At 61.7% G+C, this 13,625-nt stretch carries 21 protein-coding genes; 1 reads left to right on the forward strand and 20 read right to left on the reverse strand.

Annotated features, from left to right (window positions below):
- Nucleotide 1: 1 nt before the first annotated feature.
- The 20 genes from rplF to rpsL form a co-directional block, all read right to left on the reverse strand.
- Entirely contained in the window at nucleotides 2-538 is a 537-nt protein-coding gene (gene rplF, locus EB836_RS00165; RefSeq protein WP_135537116.1) for a 50S ribosomal protein L6, read from the reverse strand.
- Between the two features lie 16 nt (nucleotides 539-554).
- On the reverse strand, nucleotides 555-953 hold the full coding sequence (rpsH, locus tag EB836_RS00170; protein ID WP_135537117.1) for a 30S ribosomal protein S8: 399 nt from the start codon (nucleotides 951-953) through the stop codon (nucleotides 555-557).
- A 67-nt stretch (nucleotides 954-1,020) separates the two neighbouring features.
- A complete protein-coding gene (gene rplE, locus EB836_RS00175; protein WP_135537118.1) occupies nucleotides 1,021-1,590 on the reverse strand; it encodes a 50S ribosomal protein L5 in 570 nt (189 codons plus the stop codon).
- Entirely contained in the window at nucleotides 1,590-1,958 is a 369-nt protein-coding gene (gene rplX / locus EB836_RS00180) for a 50S ribosomal protein L24 (protein WP_135537119.1), read from the reverse strand. The genes rplE and rplX overlap by 1 nt, the downstream gene beginning before the upstream one ends.
- A gap of 2 nt (nucleotides 1,959-1,960) precedes the next feature.
- On the reverse strand, nucleotides 1,961-2,329 hold the full coding sequence (gene rplN / locus EB836_RS00185; protein WP_135537120.1) for a 50S ribosomal protein L14: 369 nt from the start codon (nucleotides 2,327-2,329) through the stop codon (nucleotides 1,961-1,963).
- A gap of 144 nt (nucleotides 2,330-2,473) precedes the next feature.
- The gene (gene rpsQ, locus EB836_RS00190; protein ID WP_135537121.1) at nucleotides 2,474-2,761 is read right to left on the reverse strand and encodes a 30S ribosomal protein S17; all 288 of its coding nucleotides are present in this window, start codon (nucleotides 2,759-2,761) and stop codon (nucleotides 2,474-2,476) included.
- On the reverse strand, nucleotides 2,761-3,012 hold the full coding sequence (rpmC, locus tag EB836_RS00195) for a 50S ribosomal protein L29 (protein WP_135537474.1): 252 nt from the start codon (nucleotides 3,010-3,012) through the stop codon (nucleotides 2,761-2,763). The genes rpsQ and rpmC overlap by 1 nt, the downstream gene beginning before the upstream one ends.
- 2 nt (nucleotides 3,013-3,014) lie before the next feature.
- The gene (gene rplP, locus EB836_RS00200; protein WP_135537122.1) at nucleotides 3,015-3,431 is read right to left on the reverse strand and encodes a 50S ribosomal protein L16; all 417 of its coding nucleotides are present in this window, start codon (nucleotides 3,429-3,431) and stop codon (nucleotides 3,015-3,017) included.
- A gap of 3 nt (nucleotides 3,432-3,434) precedes the next feature.
- Nucleotides 3,435-4,250, reverse strand: a complete 816-nt coding sequence (rpsC, locus tag EB836_RS00205; protein WP_135537123.1) for a 30S ribosomal protein S3 — start codon at nucleotides 4,248-4,250, stop codon at nucleotides 3,435-3,437.
- A complete protein-coding gene (gene rplV / locus EB836_RS00210) occupies nucleotides 4,250-4,636 on the reverse strand; it encodes a 50S ribosomal protein L22 (RefSeq protein WP_135537124.1) in 387 nt (128 codons plus the stop codon). The genes rpsC and rplV overlap by 1 nt, the downstream gene beginning before the upstream one ends.
- 42 nt (nucleotides 4,637-4,678) lie before the next feature.
- Complete coding sequence (gene rpsS / locus EB836_RS00215) at nucleotides 4,679-4,960, reverse strand: 30S ribosomal protein S19 (RefSeq protein WP_135537125.1); 282 nt, start codon at nucleotides 4,958-4,960, stop codon at nucleotides 4,679-4,681.
- Between the two features lie 15 nt (nucleotides 4,961-4,975).
- Nucleotides 4,976-5,812, reverse strand: coding sequence for a 50S ribosomal protein L2 (gene rplB, locus EB836_RS00220; RefSeq protein WP_135537126.1), 837 nt, complete (start codon nucleotides 5,810-5,812; stop codon nucleotides 4,976-4,978).
- Between the two features lie 30 nt (nucleotides 5,813-5,842).
- Nucleotides 5,843-6,142: a 50S ribosomal protein L23 gene (rplW, locus tag EB836_RS00225; RefSeq protein ID WP_135537127.1), complete on the reverse strand. Its 300-nt coding sequence runs from the start codon at nucleotides 6,140-6,142 to the stop codon at nucleotides 5,843-5,845.
- A complete protein-coding gene (rplD, locus tag EB836_RS00230) occupies nucleotides 6,139-6,792 on the reverse strand; it encodes a 50S ribosomal protein L4 (protein WP_135537128.1) in 654 nt (217 codons plus the stop codon). Before rplD ends, rplW begins: the two co-directional genes overlap by 4 nt.
- Before the next feature lie 5 nt (nucleotides 6,793-6,797).
- Nucleotides 6,798-7,472 (reverse strand): 50S ribosomal protein L3, encoded by a 675-nt coding sequence (gene rplC / locus EB836_RS00235; RefSeq protein WP_135537129.1) that lies wholly within the window; start codon nucleotides 7,470-7,472, stop codon nucleotides 6,798-6,800.
- 11 nt (nucleotides 7,473-7,483) lie between these two features.
- Entirely contained in the window at nucleotides 7,484-7,792 is a 309-nt protein-coding gene (gene rpsJ, locus EB836_RS00240; RefSeq protein ID WP_009379191.1) for a 30S ribosomal protein S10, read from the reverse strand.
- A 459-nt stretch (nucleotides 7,793-8,251) separates the two neighbouring features.
- A complete protein-coding gene (gene tuf, locus EB836_RS00245) occupies nucleotides 8,252-9,445 on the reverse strand; it encodes an elongation factor Tu (protein WP_135537130.1) in 1,194 nt (397 codons plus the stop codon).
- Between the two features lie 116 nt (nucleotides 9,446-9,561).
- Complete coding sequence (gene fusA, locus EB836_RS00250; RefSeq protein ID WP_135537131.1) at nucleotides 9,562-11,667, reverse strand: elongation factor G; 2,106 nt, start codon at nucleotides 11,665-11,667, stop codon at nucleotides 9,562-9,564.
- Between the two features lie 98 nt (nucleotides 11,668-11,765).
- Nucleotides 11,766-12,236 (reverse strand): 30S ribosomal protein S7, encoded by a 471-nt coding sequence (gene rpsG / locus EB836_RS00255; protein WP_135537132.1) that lies wholly within the window; start codon nucleotides 12,234-12,236, stop codon nucleotides 11,766-11,768.
- A complete protein-coding gene (gene rpsL / locus EB836_RS00260; RefSeq protein WP_092015674.1) occupies nucleotides 12,236-12,610 on the reverse strand; it encodes a 30S ribosomal protein S12 in 375 nt (124 codons plus the stop codon). Before rpsL ends, rpsG begins: the two co-directional genes overlap by 1 nt.
- 535 nt (nucleotides 12,611-13,145) lie before the next feature.
- Between rpsL and EB836_RS00265 the strand changes: the two genes are divergently transcribed.
- Nucleotides 13,146-13,622: a Fur family transcriptional regulator gene (locus tag EB836_RS00265; protein ID WP_205683260.1), complete on the forward strand. Its 477-nt coding sequence runs from the start codon at nucleotides 13,146-13,148 to the stop codon at nucleotides 13,620-13,622.
- Nucleotides 13,623-13,625 lie beyond the last annotated feature (3 nt).

The raw sequence follows: 13,625 nt of genomic DNA on the forward strand, positions 1-13,625 counted from the left end.
TTTACTTACCAGCCTTTCCGACCTTGCGACGGACGATTTCGCCGGCGTAGCGCACACCTTTGCCCTTGTAGGGTTCGGGCCTGCGCAGCTTCCGGATGTTTGCAGCGGTCTCACCGACCAGCTGCTTGTCGATTCCGTGGACGCCGACCTTCGTCTGACCCTCGACGCTGAAGGAGATTCCCTCAGGCGGCTCGACGACGATGGGATGGCTGTAGCCGAGGGCGAACTCGAGGTTCGATCCCTTGGCCTGCACACGGTAACCGGTTCCGACGATCTCGAGGCCCTTGGAGTAGCCCTCGGTCACACCGACGATCAGGTTGTTGATGAGCGTGCGTGACAGTCCGTGCAGGGAACGCGATTCGCGCTCCTCGTCCGGACGCGCCACGGTGACGACACCGTCTTCGAGCGATACGGTGATCGGCTCGGCGATGGTGACAGACAGTTCGCCCTTGGGTCCCTTGACGGCAACATCCTGGCCGTCGACCTTGACCTCGACGCCGCTGGGAACGGAGATCGGGTTCTTGCCAATACGTGACATATTCTTCTCTCCTTCCTTACCAGACGTAGGCGAGGACTTCCCCACCCACACCCTTCTTGGCGGCCTGGCGGTCTGTCAGGAGGCCTGACGAGGTCGACAGGATGGCGATGCCGAGTCCGCCGAGAACCTTGGGCAGGTTCGTGGACTTCGCGTAGACGCGCAGTCCCGGCTTCGACACACGACGCAGTCCGGCGATGGAACGTTCCCGGTTGGGTCCGAACTTGAGGTCCAGGAACAGGGTCTTTCCGACCTCGGCGTCTTCGACGCTCCAGCCGGTGATGTAACCCTCCGTCTTGAGGATCTCGGCGATGTTCGACTTGAGTTTCGAGAACGGCATGCTGACGTCCTCGTGATAAGCCGAGTTGGCGTTGCGCAGACGCGTGAGCATGTCTGCGACTGGATCAGTCATTGTCATTTGGGCACTTGCCCTTCCTCGTTACGGTTTCCGCCCACATGCTGTGCTTGGACCTGCAACGTAGCGATTATTTTGTCTTGAACGGGAACCCGAGGTGACGCAGCAGTGCACGTCCCTCATCGTCCGTCGTGGCAGTGGTGACCACGGTGATATCCATACCGCGGACACGGTCGATCCGGTCCTGGTCGATCTCGTGGAACATCGACTGCTCCGTGAGACCGAAGGTATAGTTGCCGTGTCCGTCGAACTGACGATCCGAGAGTCCGCGGAAGTCGCGGATACGCGGCAGTGCCAGGGTGATGACGCGGTCGATGAACTCCCACATCCGTGCTCCACGCATGGTGACGTGGACACCGATGGGCTGGCCCTCGCGCAGCTTGAACTGAGCGATGGACTTCCGAGCCCGGGTCACGACCGGCTTCTGACCGGTGATCAGAGTCAGATCGTTGACGGCGCCTTCGATCAGCTTGGAATCGCGTGCTGCGTCACCCACACCCATGTTCACGACGACCTTGGTCAGTCCGGGAACCTGCATGGGGTTGGCGTAGTTGAACTCTTCCTGCATCTTCGCCACGATCTCATTGCGGTAAATCTGCTTGAGACGCGGTGCGGGACGGCTGGTGGTTGTTTCCGTCATCAGATCTCCTCCCCGGTGCGACGCGAGTAGCGAACCCGAACGGTCTTGGTGCGACCATCGCGCTCGACGTTCTCTTCGCGGTATCCGACGCGGGTGGGCTTGTTGTCCTTGGGATCAACGAGCGCCACGTTGGACACGTGGATGGGGGCTTCGTGGGTCTCACGGCCACCAGCGGTGCCGCCGGCCTGAGTCTGCGTAGCCTTCTTGTGCTTGATCACGCGGTTGACGCCCTCGACGAGCACACGGTTGCGTTCGGGGTAGACGGCAAGAACCTTGCCCTGCTTCCCGCGATCGCCACCGCGTGACTCCCGAGCGCCTGCGATCACCTGGACGAGATCGCCCTTCTTGATCTTGAGCTTGTTCGCCATGCTCACAACACCTCCGGTGCCAGGGAGACGATCTTCATGAACTTCTTGTCGCGGAGTTCGCGTCCCACGGGCCCGAAGATGCGGGTTCCGCGCGGCTCCTCATCGTTCTTGAGGATGACAGCTGCATTCTCGTCGAACTTGATGTAGGAGCCGTCGGGACGACGGCGTTCCTTGGCGGTGCGAACGATGACAGCCTTGACGATGTCACCCTTCTTCACGTTTCCGCCGGGGATTGCGTCCTTGACGGTTGCCACGATGGTGTCACCGATCGAGGCGTAGCGCCGACCGGAGCCACCCAGGATCCTGATGGCCAGGATCTGCTTGGCGCCAGTGTTGTCGGCGACTTTGAGTCGCGACTCTTGCTGAATCACTATTTTCTCCTGTCGTCGCGCTGGTTCTCACGCACAGGCGTGAGCCTTGCGGAACGGATTCATTGACATTTCACCCCGTTCCCGGTAGCCGCCCGCAGTCTCCAGGAGACCGCGGGCGGGACCGGGTGGGTGGGGTGGCGTTGGTTACTTAGCGCGTTCGATGATCTCGACGAGCCGCCAACGCTTCGCGGCCGAAAGCGGCCGCGTCTCGGCCACGAGGACGAAATCACCGATACCGGCGGTGTTCTCCTCATCGTGAACCTTGTACTTGACCGACTTGCGCAGGACCTTGCCGTAGAGGCGGTGCTTCATGCGCTCCTCGACCTCGACGACGATGGTCTTGTCCATTTTGTCGGATACGACGTAACCACGTGCAGTCTTGCGGGAGTTCCGCTCCGCAGCAGTGGCCTCAGTGTTCGCGGTCTCCGCCATCACTTGCCCTCTTCCTTAGCATCAGCGGGGTTCGGACGGATGTCCAGCTCCCGTTCGTTGAGCACGGTGTAGATACGAGCGATGTCGCGACGCACAGCCTTGAGGCGACCGTGGCTCTCCAGCTGGCCGGTGGCCGACTGGAAACGCAGGTTGAACAGCTCGGCCTTGGCCTTCTTGAGCTCCTCGAGCAGACGCTCGTTGTCGAAACCGTCCAGTGCGTCGATGGAAAGGTTCTTCGAACCGATTGCCATTCTCACTCACCACCTTCGCGGGCCACGATACGGGCCTTCAGCGGAAGCTTGTGGATCGCCAGGCGCAGAGCCTCGCGAGCAACTTCCTCGGACACACCGGCGAGTTCGAACATGACCCGACCCGGCTTGACATTGGCGATCCACCATTCAGGCGATCCCTTACCGGAACCCATACGGGTCTCGGCAGGCTTCTTCGTCAGCGGGTGGTCGGGGTAGATGTTGATCCACACCTTGCCGCCGCGCTTGATGTAGCGCGTCATGGCAATACGTGCGGCCTCGATCTGCCGGTTGGTGACGTAGGCGGGCTCGAGAGCCTGGATGCCGTAGTCACCGAAGGACACCGTCGTGCCTCCCTTGGCGGCGCCGCCCCGACGGGGATGGTGCTGCTTACGGAATTTCACTCGACGAGGGATCAACATATCTCAGCCCTCCGATCCGGCCTCAGCCGCGGGGGCTTCGGCATTGTTCTCAGTGTTACGGGCCTGGTCACCCCGGCGCGGTGCGCCTTCCTGACCACGTCCGCGGCCACCACGACCGCGCCCACGGCCACGCGGGCCACGAGCAGCAGGAGCCTTCGCCTGCTCGGCAGCAAGCTCCTTGTCGGTCATGTCGCCCTTGTAGATCCACACCTTGACGCCGATGCGTCCGAATGTGGTGTGTGCTTCGTGGAGACCGAAATCGATGTTCGCACGCAGGGTGTGCAGCGGCACACGGCCTTCGCGGTAGAACTCGGACCGGCTCATCTCAGCACCGCCGAGGCGGCCGGAGCACTGCACGCGGATGCCCTTGGCACCGGCACGCTGCGCGCTCTGGATCGCCTTGCGCATTGCGCGGCGGAAGGCCACGCGGCTGGCGAGCTGTTCGGCAACTCCCTGAGCGACGAGCTGTGCGTCGATCTCGGGGTTCTTCACCTCAAGGATATTGAGCTGAATCTGCTTGCCGGTGAGCTTCTCGAGCTGACCGCGGATGCGGTCCGCTTCGGCTCCACGACGTCCGATGACGATGCCCGGACGTGCGGTGTGGATATCGACGCGAACACGGTCACGCGTGCGCTCGATGTTGACCTTCGAGATGCCAGCCCGTTCGAGGCCGGTGTTCATCATCTCGCGGATCTTGACATCCTCGAGCACGTAGTCCTTGTAGCGCTGCCCCGGCTTGGTCGAGTCAGCGAACCACTTCGACTTGTGATCCGTGGTGATTCCGAGTCGGAATCCGTTCGGATTGATCTTCTGGCCCATTAGCGGTTCCCCTTCCGGCTCTTGCGCTGAGGCAGGTCGTCGCCGCTGGCCAGGACCACGGTCACGTGGCTCGTGCGCTTCTCGATGCGAAAAGCGCGACCCTGGGCACGCGGACGGAACCGCTTCATGGTCGGTCCCTCGTCCACGAATGCTTCGGAGATGACCAGTTCGTTCTCGTCGAACGCAACGCCTTCCTCGTCGGCCCGGCCACGCGCATTGGCGATGCCGGAGGCAACGAGCTTGTAAATCGGATCTGATGCCGACTGTTCTGCAAACTTCAACACTGCAAGTGCTTCGGTCGCCTGCTGACCACGAATGAGGTCGATGACGCGCCGAGCCTTGCGAGGCGTGACGCGCAGGTAACGCGCCTTAGCCTTGGCTTCCATCGCTTCCTTCTCTCTTGTCTAGGATCGTAAGAGTGCCCCGCCTCAGCGGCGGCGACCCTTGCGATCGTCCTTTTCGTGGCCACGGAACGTCCGTGTCGGTGCGAACTCGCCGAGCTTGTGTCCGACCATCGACTCAGTGATGAAGACGGGGACATGCTTGCGTCCGTCATGTACCGCGATGGTGTGTCCCAGGAAGTCCGGGATGATCATCGAGCGACGAGACCATGTTTTGATGACATTTTTGGTGTTCTTCTCGTTCTGGCGAGCGACCTTCTGGTAAAGGTGCTCGTCGACGAAAGGACCCTTTTTGAGGCTACGAGGCATAAGTCAGTACTCCAATCAGCGCTTCTTGCCGGTCCGGCGACGGCGCACGATGTACTTGTCGCTCTCTTTGTTCGGCCGGCGTGTGCGGCCCTCCAACTGACCCCACGGGCTGACTGGGTGACGACCACCCGAAGTACGGCCCTCGCCACCACCATGCGGGTGGTCGATCGGGTTCATCACGACACCGCGGACGGACGGGCGATGGCCCTTCCAACGCATGCGGCCTGCTTTGCCCCAGCTGATGTTCGACTGCTCGGCGTTGCCGACCTCGCCGACCGTGCCACGGCAGCGCGCATCAACATTGCGGATTTCGCCCGAAGGCATCCGCAGCTGTGCGAAACGGCCGTACTTCGCCACGAGCTGCACGGACGAACCGGCAGAACGAGCGATCTTGGCACCGCCGCCGGGACGCATTTCAACTGCGTGCAGCACGGTACCGACCGGGATGTTGCGCAGGGCAAGGTTGTTGCCCGGCTTGATGTCTGCACCCGGACCGGCTTCCACCTGTGCACCCTGCTTGAGGTTCTGCGGGGCGAGGATGTAGCGCTTCTCTCCGTCTGCATAATGCAGCAGAGCGATGCGAGCCGTACGGTTCGGGTCATATTCGATGTGTGCGACCTTCGCCGGAACGCCATCTTTGTCATGGCGGCGGAAGTCGATGACACGGTATTGGCGCTTGTGACCGCCGCCTTGGTGGCGGGTGGTCACGCGTCCCTGGCTGTTGCGGCCGCCGCGCTTGGGCAGCGGACGCAGAAGCGACTTCTCCGGTGTAGACCGGGTCACTTCGACGAAGTCGGCGACCGACGAGCCACGGCGGCCCGGGGTCGTCGGCTTGTGCTTACGGATTCCCATGAGTCTTGTCCTTCTTTGACGAAGGATCGCTTAGAGCGATCCACCGAAGATGTCGATCGATCCGTCCTTGAGGGCGACAATGGCACGCTTGGTGTCCTTGCGCTTTCCCCAACCGGTGCGGGTACGGCGGCGCTTGCCCTGGCGATTCAGGGTGTTGACCTTGGCGACCTGCACATCGAAGATCGATTCAATGGCGTGCTTGATCTCGGATTTGTTCGAGTCCTGGTCGACGAGGAAGGTGTACTTTCCTTCGTCCATCAGGCTGTACGTCTTCTCCGAGACGACCGGTGCGACGATGATGTCGCGCGGGTCCTTGAAGTTGAGACTCATGATGCGTCCTCCGATTTGCGGTTGCCGCTCAGGAACGACTGCAGAGCTGCCTCGGTGAACACGATGTCATCGGCGAGCAGCACATCGTAGGTGTTGAGCTGATCGAAGGTGAGCACGTGGACATGCGGCAGGTTGCGCACGCTCAAGTTGTTGAGCTCGTCGTCGCGATCGAGCACCACAAGGGTGTTCTTACGGTCGGACAGGCCGGCCAGTGCGGCCTTCGCCTGCTTGGTCGACGGTGCGTCGCCGGTGACCAGATTCTTCACGACGAAGACCTGATCGAGCCGTGCACGATCGGACAGGGCACCGCGCAGTGCGGCAGCCTTCATCTTCTTGGGGGTCCGCTGCGAGTAGTCGCGCGGAACCGGTCCGTGCACGATACCGCCGCCGTTGTACTGAGGAGCGCGGATCGAACCCTGACGGGCGTTGCCGGTTCCCTTCTGACGGTACGGCTTGCGGCCACCTCCGCGGACCTCGGAACGGGTCTTCGTCTTGTGTGTGCCCTGACGGGCCGCAGCGAGCTGCGCAACGACGACCTGGTGGATCAGCGGCACGTTTGCAGGCACACCGAAGACTTCGGCGGGCAGCTCAACGGAACCGGACTTGGCACCAGCGGCATCGATGACGTCGACTGTCTTGACATCAGTCATTACGTTCAGGCCTCCTTCACGGCCGAGCGAACGAGGACGACTCCACCCTTGGGGCCGGGAACGGCACCCTTGATGAGCAGGAAGTTGTTCTCGCTGTCCACGGCGTGGATCGTGAGGTTCTGGGTGGTGTGCTTGACAGCGCCCATACGGCCGGCCATGCGCATACCCTTGAACACGCGACCAGGTGTTGCGGCGCCGCCGATCGAACCTGGCTTGCGGTGGTTGCGGTGCTGACCGTGGGAGGCACCGACACCGGCGAAGCCGTGACGCTTCATGACACCGGCGGTTCCCTTGCCCTTGGTCTTCGCGGTCACATCGACCTTGATCCCGGACTCGAACGAGTCGACACCGAGTTCCTGGCCGAGCTCGTAGTCAGCAGCGTCTGCGGTGCGCAGTTCGACGAGGTGACGACGTGGGGTCACGCCGGCCTTCTCGAAGTGGCCTGCAGTCGGCTTGTTGACCTTACGAGGATCGATCTCGCCGAACGCGATCTGCACGGCGGGGTAACCATCGGTTTCCTCGTTGCGGATCTGGGTCACGACGTTGTTTCCGGTGGCCACGACGGTCACCGGAACGAGGTTGTTCTGCTCATCCCACACCTGGGTCATGCCCAGCTTGGTTCCCAGAAGGCCCTTGACCTTGCGGGTGGTCGGGAGAGCCGATGAACGAGTGTTCGCCATTGCTGCCTCCCTTAGAGCTTGATCTCGATGTTGACGTCGTCAGCGAGGTCGAGACGCATAAGCGAATCGACGGCCTTCGGCGTCGGGTCGACGATGTCGATCAGACGCTTGTGCGTGCGCATCTCGAAATGCTCACGGCTGTCCTTGTACTTGTGCGGCGAACGGATGACGCAGTACACGTTCTTCTCCGTCGGCAACGGCACGGGGCCCACAACAGTCGCACCAGCACGAGTGACGGTGTCCACGATCTTGCGCGCGGCACTGTCAATCACAGCGTGGTCGTACGACTTGAGCCGAATGCGGATCTTCTGTCCCGCCATGGCGTCGTCTCTTTCTTTAGTTACTTCCGGCCATCAACCCGCAGCACCCGAAAGTGACTGCCGTCTGTGCCGGCTGACCATGACCGACCCCCGAGGTCGGGCGTGTCGGCTGTTCCTGACGGAGAAATTCTCACTTCTGCCCATCAGCCGCCGACGGCGCTTCTACTCATTGGCTGCTCGGTCCGAACCCGCATGCTGCAGATTCATCGATCCGATAGTGTTCTGAGCTGTTCGCGGTATCTCTACCGCAGTGCAGGGGTCAACGCTCAAAACGCAACTTCACTATCTTGTCACATAGCACTTCACAGGCGCAATTCCAGCCATCGCTCCTGTGAGGGATCTCTCAAGGCCGCCCTGCGCTCCGACCGGAGTCTTCGCAGGCCGATCGGGCCGGTGAATGCGGCAAGGGCCGCAGTCCCGAAGGACTGCGGCCCTGCCTGTGGTACTCGGTGAGTCAGATCAGGCGTTGATCTTCGTGACTCGACCAGCGCCGACGGTGCGGCCACCTTCGCGGATTGCGAAGCGGAGGCCGTCCTCCATGGCGATCGGCTGGATGAGCTCGACCGACATGTCGGTGTTGTCGCCGGGCATGACCATCTCGGTGCCCTCGGGCAGCGTGATGACGCCGGTGACGTCCGTGGTCCGGAAGTAGAACTGCGGACGGTAGTTCGAGTAGAACGGGTTGTGACGTCCGCCCTCGTCCTTGCTCAGGATGTAGACCTGAGCTTCGAACTTGGTGTGCGGGGTGATCGAACCCGGCTTCACGATGACCTGACCGCGCTCCACGTCCTCACGCTTGGTGCCGCGGAGGAGCAGACCGACGTTCTCGCCTGCACGAGCATCCGGCAGAACCTTGCGGAACATCTCGATAGCGGTGACGGTCGTCTTGGACGACTTCTCCTTGATGCCGACGATTTCGATTTCGTCGTTCGGCAGGAGCACACCGCGCTCGACACGACCGGTGACGACGGTTCCACGACCGGTGATCGTGAAGACGTCCTCGACGGGCATGAGGAACGGCTTGTCGACATCGCGCTCCGGCTCGGGAACGTTGTCGTCGACGGCAGCCATGAGATCCTGCACGCTCTTGACCCACTTCTCGTCGCCTTCCAGCGCCTTGAGAGCGGAGACCGGGATGACCGGTGCGTTGTCGCCATCGAAGTCCTGGCTCGAGAGCAGGTCGCGAACCTCGAATTCGACGAGCTCGAGGAGCTCTTCGTCATCGACCATGTCGGACTTGTTCAGAGCGCAGACGATGTAGGGCACACCGACCTGACGCGCGAGCAGCACGTGCTCACGGGTCTGAGGCATCGGACCGTCGGTAGCGGCCACGACGAGGATCGCACCGTCCATCTGAGCTGCACCGGTGATCATGTTCTTCACGTAGTCAGCGTGGCCCGGGGCATCGACGTGAGCGTAGTGACGCTTCTCCGTCTGGTACTCAACGTGCGAGACGTTGATGGTGATGCCGCGCTCCTTCTCCTCAGGTGCGTTGTCGACCTGATCGAAGGCGCGAGCTTCGTTGAGCTCCGGGTACTGATCCGCCAGGACCTTGGTGATCGCGGCGGTCAGGGTGGTCTTTCCGTGGTCAACGTGGCCGATGGTGCCGATGTTGACGTGCGGCTTAGTCCGTTCGAAACTAGCCTTTGCCACTGGGTTCCTCCTCGTGGTTGTCAAAAGATATGCGGTACATATCTTAGACCTTTTGTTGGTTATCTTTCATTCCGATGACCATGTTCTTGGTCACCGGGGCGACCGGATTCCGGAGATTACTCTCCGCCGCGCACCTTCTGGATGATCTCCTCGGCAACAGCCTTCGGGACCTCCGCATAGCTGGAGAAAGTCATCGAGTACACCGCACGGCCCTGGGTCTTCGACCGCAGATCACCGATGTAACCGAACATCTCCGAGAGCGGGACCACAGCCTTGACGACCTTCACACCGGAAGCATCGTCCATCGACTGAATCTGTCCACGCCGGGAATTCAGGTCGCCGATGACGTCACCCATGTATTCCTCAGGGGTGCGCACCTCGACGTCCATGACCGGTTCGAGAAGAACCGGGCTCGCCTTCTTGACGGCCTCCTTGAAGACCATCGATCCGGCGATCTTGAATGCCATCTCCGAAGAGTCGACATCGTGGTAGGCGCCATCGACCAGGGTGGCCTTGACACCGACCATCGGGTAGCCGGCCAGTGTGCCAAGCTGCATGGCATCCTGGATTCCGGCATCGACACTCGGAATGTACTCGCGCGGAACGCGTCCGCCCGTGATGGCATTCTCGAATTCGTAGATCGTATCGCCATCGACCTCGAGAGGTTCGAAGGTGACCTGGACCTTCGCGAACTGTCCCGATCCACCCGTCTGCTTCTTGTGGGTGTAATCGTATTTCTCGACAGTGCGACGGATGGTCTCACGGTAGGCGACCTGAGGCTTGCCCACATTCGCCTCCACCTTGAACTCGCGACGCATGCGGTCGACGAGGATGTCGAGGTGGAGTTCGCCCATTCCGCGGATGACCGTCTGACCGGTCTCCTCGTCGAGCTCGACCTGGTAGGTCGGGTCTTCCTTGACGAACTTCTGGATCGCCGAGGACAGCTTCTCCTGGTCGCTCTTCGTCTTCGGCTCAATGGCCACGGAGATCACCGGCTCCGGGAAGGTCATCGACTCAAGCGCGATCGGATTGGCCGGATCGCTGAGCGTGTCACCCGTTGTGGTCTCCTTGAGACCGATGAAGGCGTAGATGTGGCCGGCGAAGGCCTCTTCCACGGGGTTCTCCTTGTTGGAGTGCATCTGGAAGAGCTTGCCGACGCGTTCCTTCTTGCCCGAAGTGGTGTTGAGCACCTGTTCACCGGACTTCACATGACCGGAGTACACGCGGACATACGTCAGCGATCCGAAGAACGGGTGTGTGGAGACCTTGAACGCCAGTGCCGAGAACGGTTCGTCCTTGGCGGGCTTGCGGGTGAGGTCCTCTTCCTCGTTGCTCGGGTTGTGTCCGATCATCGGAGGCACATCGAGCGGCGAGGGCAGGTAGTCGATGACCGCATTGAGCATGGGCTGGACGCCCTTGTTCTTGTATGCGGAACCGCACATGACCGGGAAGGCTTCCGACTTGATGACGAGCTCGCGGATTCCGGCCTTGACGTCGGCAGTCGTGAGCTCTTCGCCCTCGAGGTACTTCTCCATGAGCTCTTCCGAACTCTCGGCGACGTCCTCGACGAGCTGCGCACGGTACTCGACAGCCTTCTCCTTGAGATCCTCGGGGATCTCGATCTCGGTCATGTCCTGACCCATCTTGGACTCGTCCGGCCAGACGTAGGCCTTCATGTCAAGCAGGTCGACGACACCGGCGAATTCGCTCTCGGCACCGATGGGCAGCTGAATGACCAGCGGCTTGGCTCCGAGGCGCTCCTTGATCGTCTGGACGGTGAAGTAGAAGTCTGCGCCGAGCTTGTCCATCTTGTTGACGAAGCAGACACGCGGAACGTCGTACTTGTCAGCCTGACGCCACACGGTCTCGGACTGCGGTTCGACACCTTCCTTGCCGTCGAACACGGCGACAGCACCGTCGAGGACGCGCAGCGAGCGCTCAACCTCGACCGTGAAGTCGACGTGACCCGGGGTGTCGATGATGTTGATCTGGTTGTCGTGCCAGTAGCAGGTCGTCGCGGCCGACGTGATCGTGATGCCGCGTTCCTTCTCCTGCGCCATCCAGTCCATCGTGCCGGCGCCGTCGTGGGTCTCGCCCATCTTGTAGTTCACGCCGGTGTAGAAGAGGATGCGTTCGGTCGTGGTTGTCTTACCGGCATCGATGTGGGCCATGATGCCGATATTGCGGACCTTGTTCAGGTCGGTGAGCACGTCAAGTGCCACGGTATCTCTCTCTCAATCGATGATTTGCTCGACTCCCCTGCGGCCCGGTCGGCAGCTCGCGCGGACGCTGTCCGCCGGCCGGGCAGCTGGGAAAACGATTACCAGCGGTAGTGGGCGAAGGCCTTGTTGGACTCGGCCATCTTGTGAACGTCCTCGCGGCGCTTGACTGCTGCACCGAGGCCGTTGGCGGCATCGAGGATCTCGTTCATGAGTCGTTCGGTCATAGTCTTCTCACGGCGCTGACGGGCGTAGCCCACCAGCCAACGCAGAGCCAGGGTGGTCGAACGACTCGGGCGAACATCGACCGGCACCTGGTAGGTCGCTCCGCCGACGCGGCGGGAACGGACCTCGAGGGACGGACGGATGTTGTCGAGAGCCTTCTTCAGATTGACAACGGGATCGTTGCCGTTCTTCTCGCGGGTGCCCTCGAGGGCACCGTAGACGATGCGCTCTGCGGTCGAACGCTTGCCGTCGAGCAGGATCTTGTTGATCAGCTGCGTGACGAGCGGTGAGCTGAAGACCGGGTCAACGACGATCGGTCGCTTGGGTGCAGGACCTTTACGTGGCATTACTTCTTCTCCCTCTTCGCACCGTACTTGCTGCGAGCCTGCTGACGACCCTTGACGCCCTGGGTGTCGAGCGAACCGCGAACGATCCGGTAGCGCACACCGGGCAGATCCTTGACGCGGCCACCGCGCACGAGCACGATCGAGTGCTCCTGCAGGTTGTGTCCCTCGCCGGGGATGTAGGCGGTCACTTCGATCTGGCTCGAAAGCTTGACACGAGCGACCTTGCGAAGAGCCGAGTTCGGCTTCTTGGGGGTAGTGGTGTACACACGGGTGCACACTCCACGACGCTGCGGGCTGCCCTTGAGGGCAGGAGCGTCAGATCCTGCTGAATTGACATGCCGTCCCTTGCGGACGAGCTGCTGGATTGTCGGCACTAAGCGTTCTCCATTTGCTTCTCGATAGACCTAATTCCCAACACCGGCCATGACCGCAGTCATGTCTGTGAACCGTGGGACATATCCGACTGCACACCGGGTGAAGCTTGGCTCCCGATGCCAGTAACCACGCGAGTCACCGACCCCTGCGCTCGGGTGTGTCGCAAGGGCGCTGCGGCGCAGGTTCGACGTCTCGGCGGCCTGCATCGACGAATTCTCACAAGGGATCCGAAACTCACAGAAGACTCGGCAGGAGCGTTCGACAACGCAGATAACACAATCAGTCGCTTACCAGAATATCCCGCACTTCGGCATCTGGTCAAAATCACGGTCGTCCACGGTACCCTGCAAACTCGCGGAAATCAGCGAGGCGCGCCTGTGACCTCGGCTCCCGGCCCTGCGGGCACCCGGGTTCGACGCGACGGCGTCCACCGACATCCGCGCCGTGAATGGGGCACGGATGGGCCGGACCGCCTCGGCGAGGGGTTTTCATCGTTTCCTTGACTCATTCAAAAGAAGCGTGCATTCTGGTGGTGTGAACGGGACGAATCAAGAACACGTCGACGAGGCTGGCGCCGCTCTGCGGCAGACGTCTCTGCGCGTGACGAAACAGCGGGTCGCGGTGCTCGAAGCCGTGCGGGATCATCCGCATGCTGACACCGACACCGTCATCCGCTCAGTGCGCGAGTCGCTGCCTGCGGTCTCCCACCAGGCCGTGTACGACTCGCTCCACACCCTCACCGAGGTCGGGCTCGTCCGCTGCATCCAGCCATCCGGCTCGGTTGCTCGGTACGAACGGCGGATCGGAGACAATCACCACCACTTGGTGTGCCGGTCATGCAATCTCATCGTCGATGTCGACTGCACGATCGGTCAGGCACCGTGCCTGACGCCCTCCCACGATGCCGGCTTCCTCATCGAACAGGCCGAAGTCACCTTCTGGGGCCTGTGTCCCGACTGCGCGGACTCCGGTGCCGAGAGGCCCGAGGTCGGCAGTCGTTCCGCCGTGTGAGTC

This window comes from Brevibacterium sp. S111 (assembly GCF_004745075.1).
Taxonomy (GTDB): domain Bacteria; phylum Actinomycetota; class Actinomycetes; order Actinomycetales; family Brevibacteriaceae; genus Brevibacterium.

Coding starts and splice junctions, on each gene's coding strand:
- rplF (WP_135537116.1), bottom strand. CDS start 538: ATGTCACGTATTGGCAAGAACCCGATCTCCGTTCCCAGCGGCGTCGAG.
- rpsH (WP_135537117.1), bottom strand. CDS start 953: ATGACAATGACTGATCCAGTCGCAGACATGCTCACGCGTCTGCGCAAC.
- rplE (WP_135537118.1), bottom strand. CDS start 1,590: ATGACGGAAACAACCACCAGCCGTCCCGCACCGCGTCTCAAGCAGATT.
- rplX (WP_135537119.1), bottom strand. CDS start 1,958: ATGGCGAACAAGCTCAAGATCAAGAAGGGCGATCTCGTCCAGGTGATC.
- rpsQ (WP_135537121.1), bottom strand. CDS start 2,761: ATGGCGGAGACCGCGAACACTGAGGCCACTGCTGCGGAGCGGAACTCC.
- rpmC (WP_135537474.1), bottom strand. CDS start 3,012: ATGGCAATCGGTTCGAAGAACCTTTCCATCGACGCACTGGACGGTTTC.
- rplP (WP_135537122.1), bottom strand. CDS start 3,431: ATGTTGATCCCTCGTCGAGTGAAATTCCGTAAGCAGCACCATCCCCGT.
- rpsC (WP_135537123.1), bottom strand. CDS start 4,250: ATGGGCCAGAAGATCAATCCGAACGGATTCCGACTCGGAATCACCACG.
- rplV (WP_135537124.1), bottom strand. CDS start 4,636: ATGGAAGCCAAGGCTAAGGCGCGTTACCTGCGCGTCACGCCTCGCAAG.
- rpsS (WP_135537125.1), bottom strand. CDS start 4,960: ATGCCTCGTAGCCTCAAAAAGGGTCCTTTCGTCGACGAGCACCTTTAC.
- rplB (WP_135537126.1), bottom strand. CDS start 5,812: ATGGGAATCCGTAAGCACAAGCCGACGACCCCGGGCCGCCGTGGCTCG.
- rplW (WP_135537127.1), bottom strand. CDS start 6,142: ATGAGTCTCAACTTCAAGGACCCGCGCGACATCATCGTCGCACCGGTC.
- rplD (WP_135537128.1), bottom strand. CDS start 6,792: ATGACTGATGTCAAGACAGTCGACGTCATCGATGCCGCTGGTGCCAAG.
- rplC (WP_135537129.1), bottom strand. CDS start 7,472: ATGGCGAACACTCGTTCATCGGCTCTCCCGACCACCCGCAAGGTCAAG.
- rpsJ (WP_009379191.1), bottom strand. CDS start 7,792: ATGGCGGGACAGAAGATCCGCATTCGGCTCAAGTCGTACGACCACGCT.
- rpsG (WP_135537132.1), bottom strand. CDS start 12,236: ATGCCACGTAAAGGTCCTGCACCCAAGCGACCGATCGTCGTTGACCCG.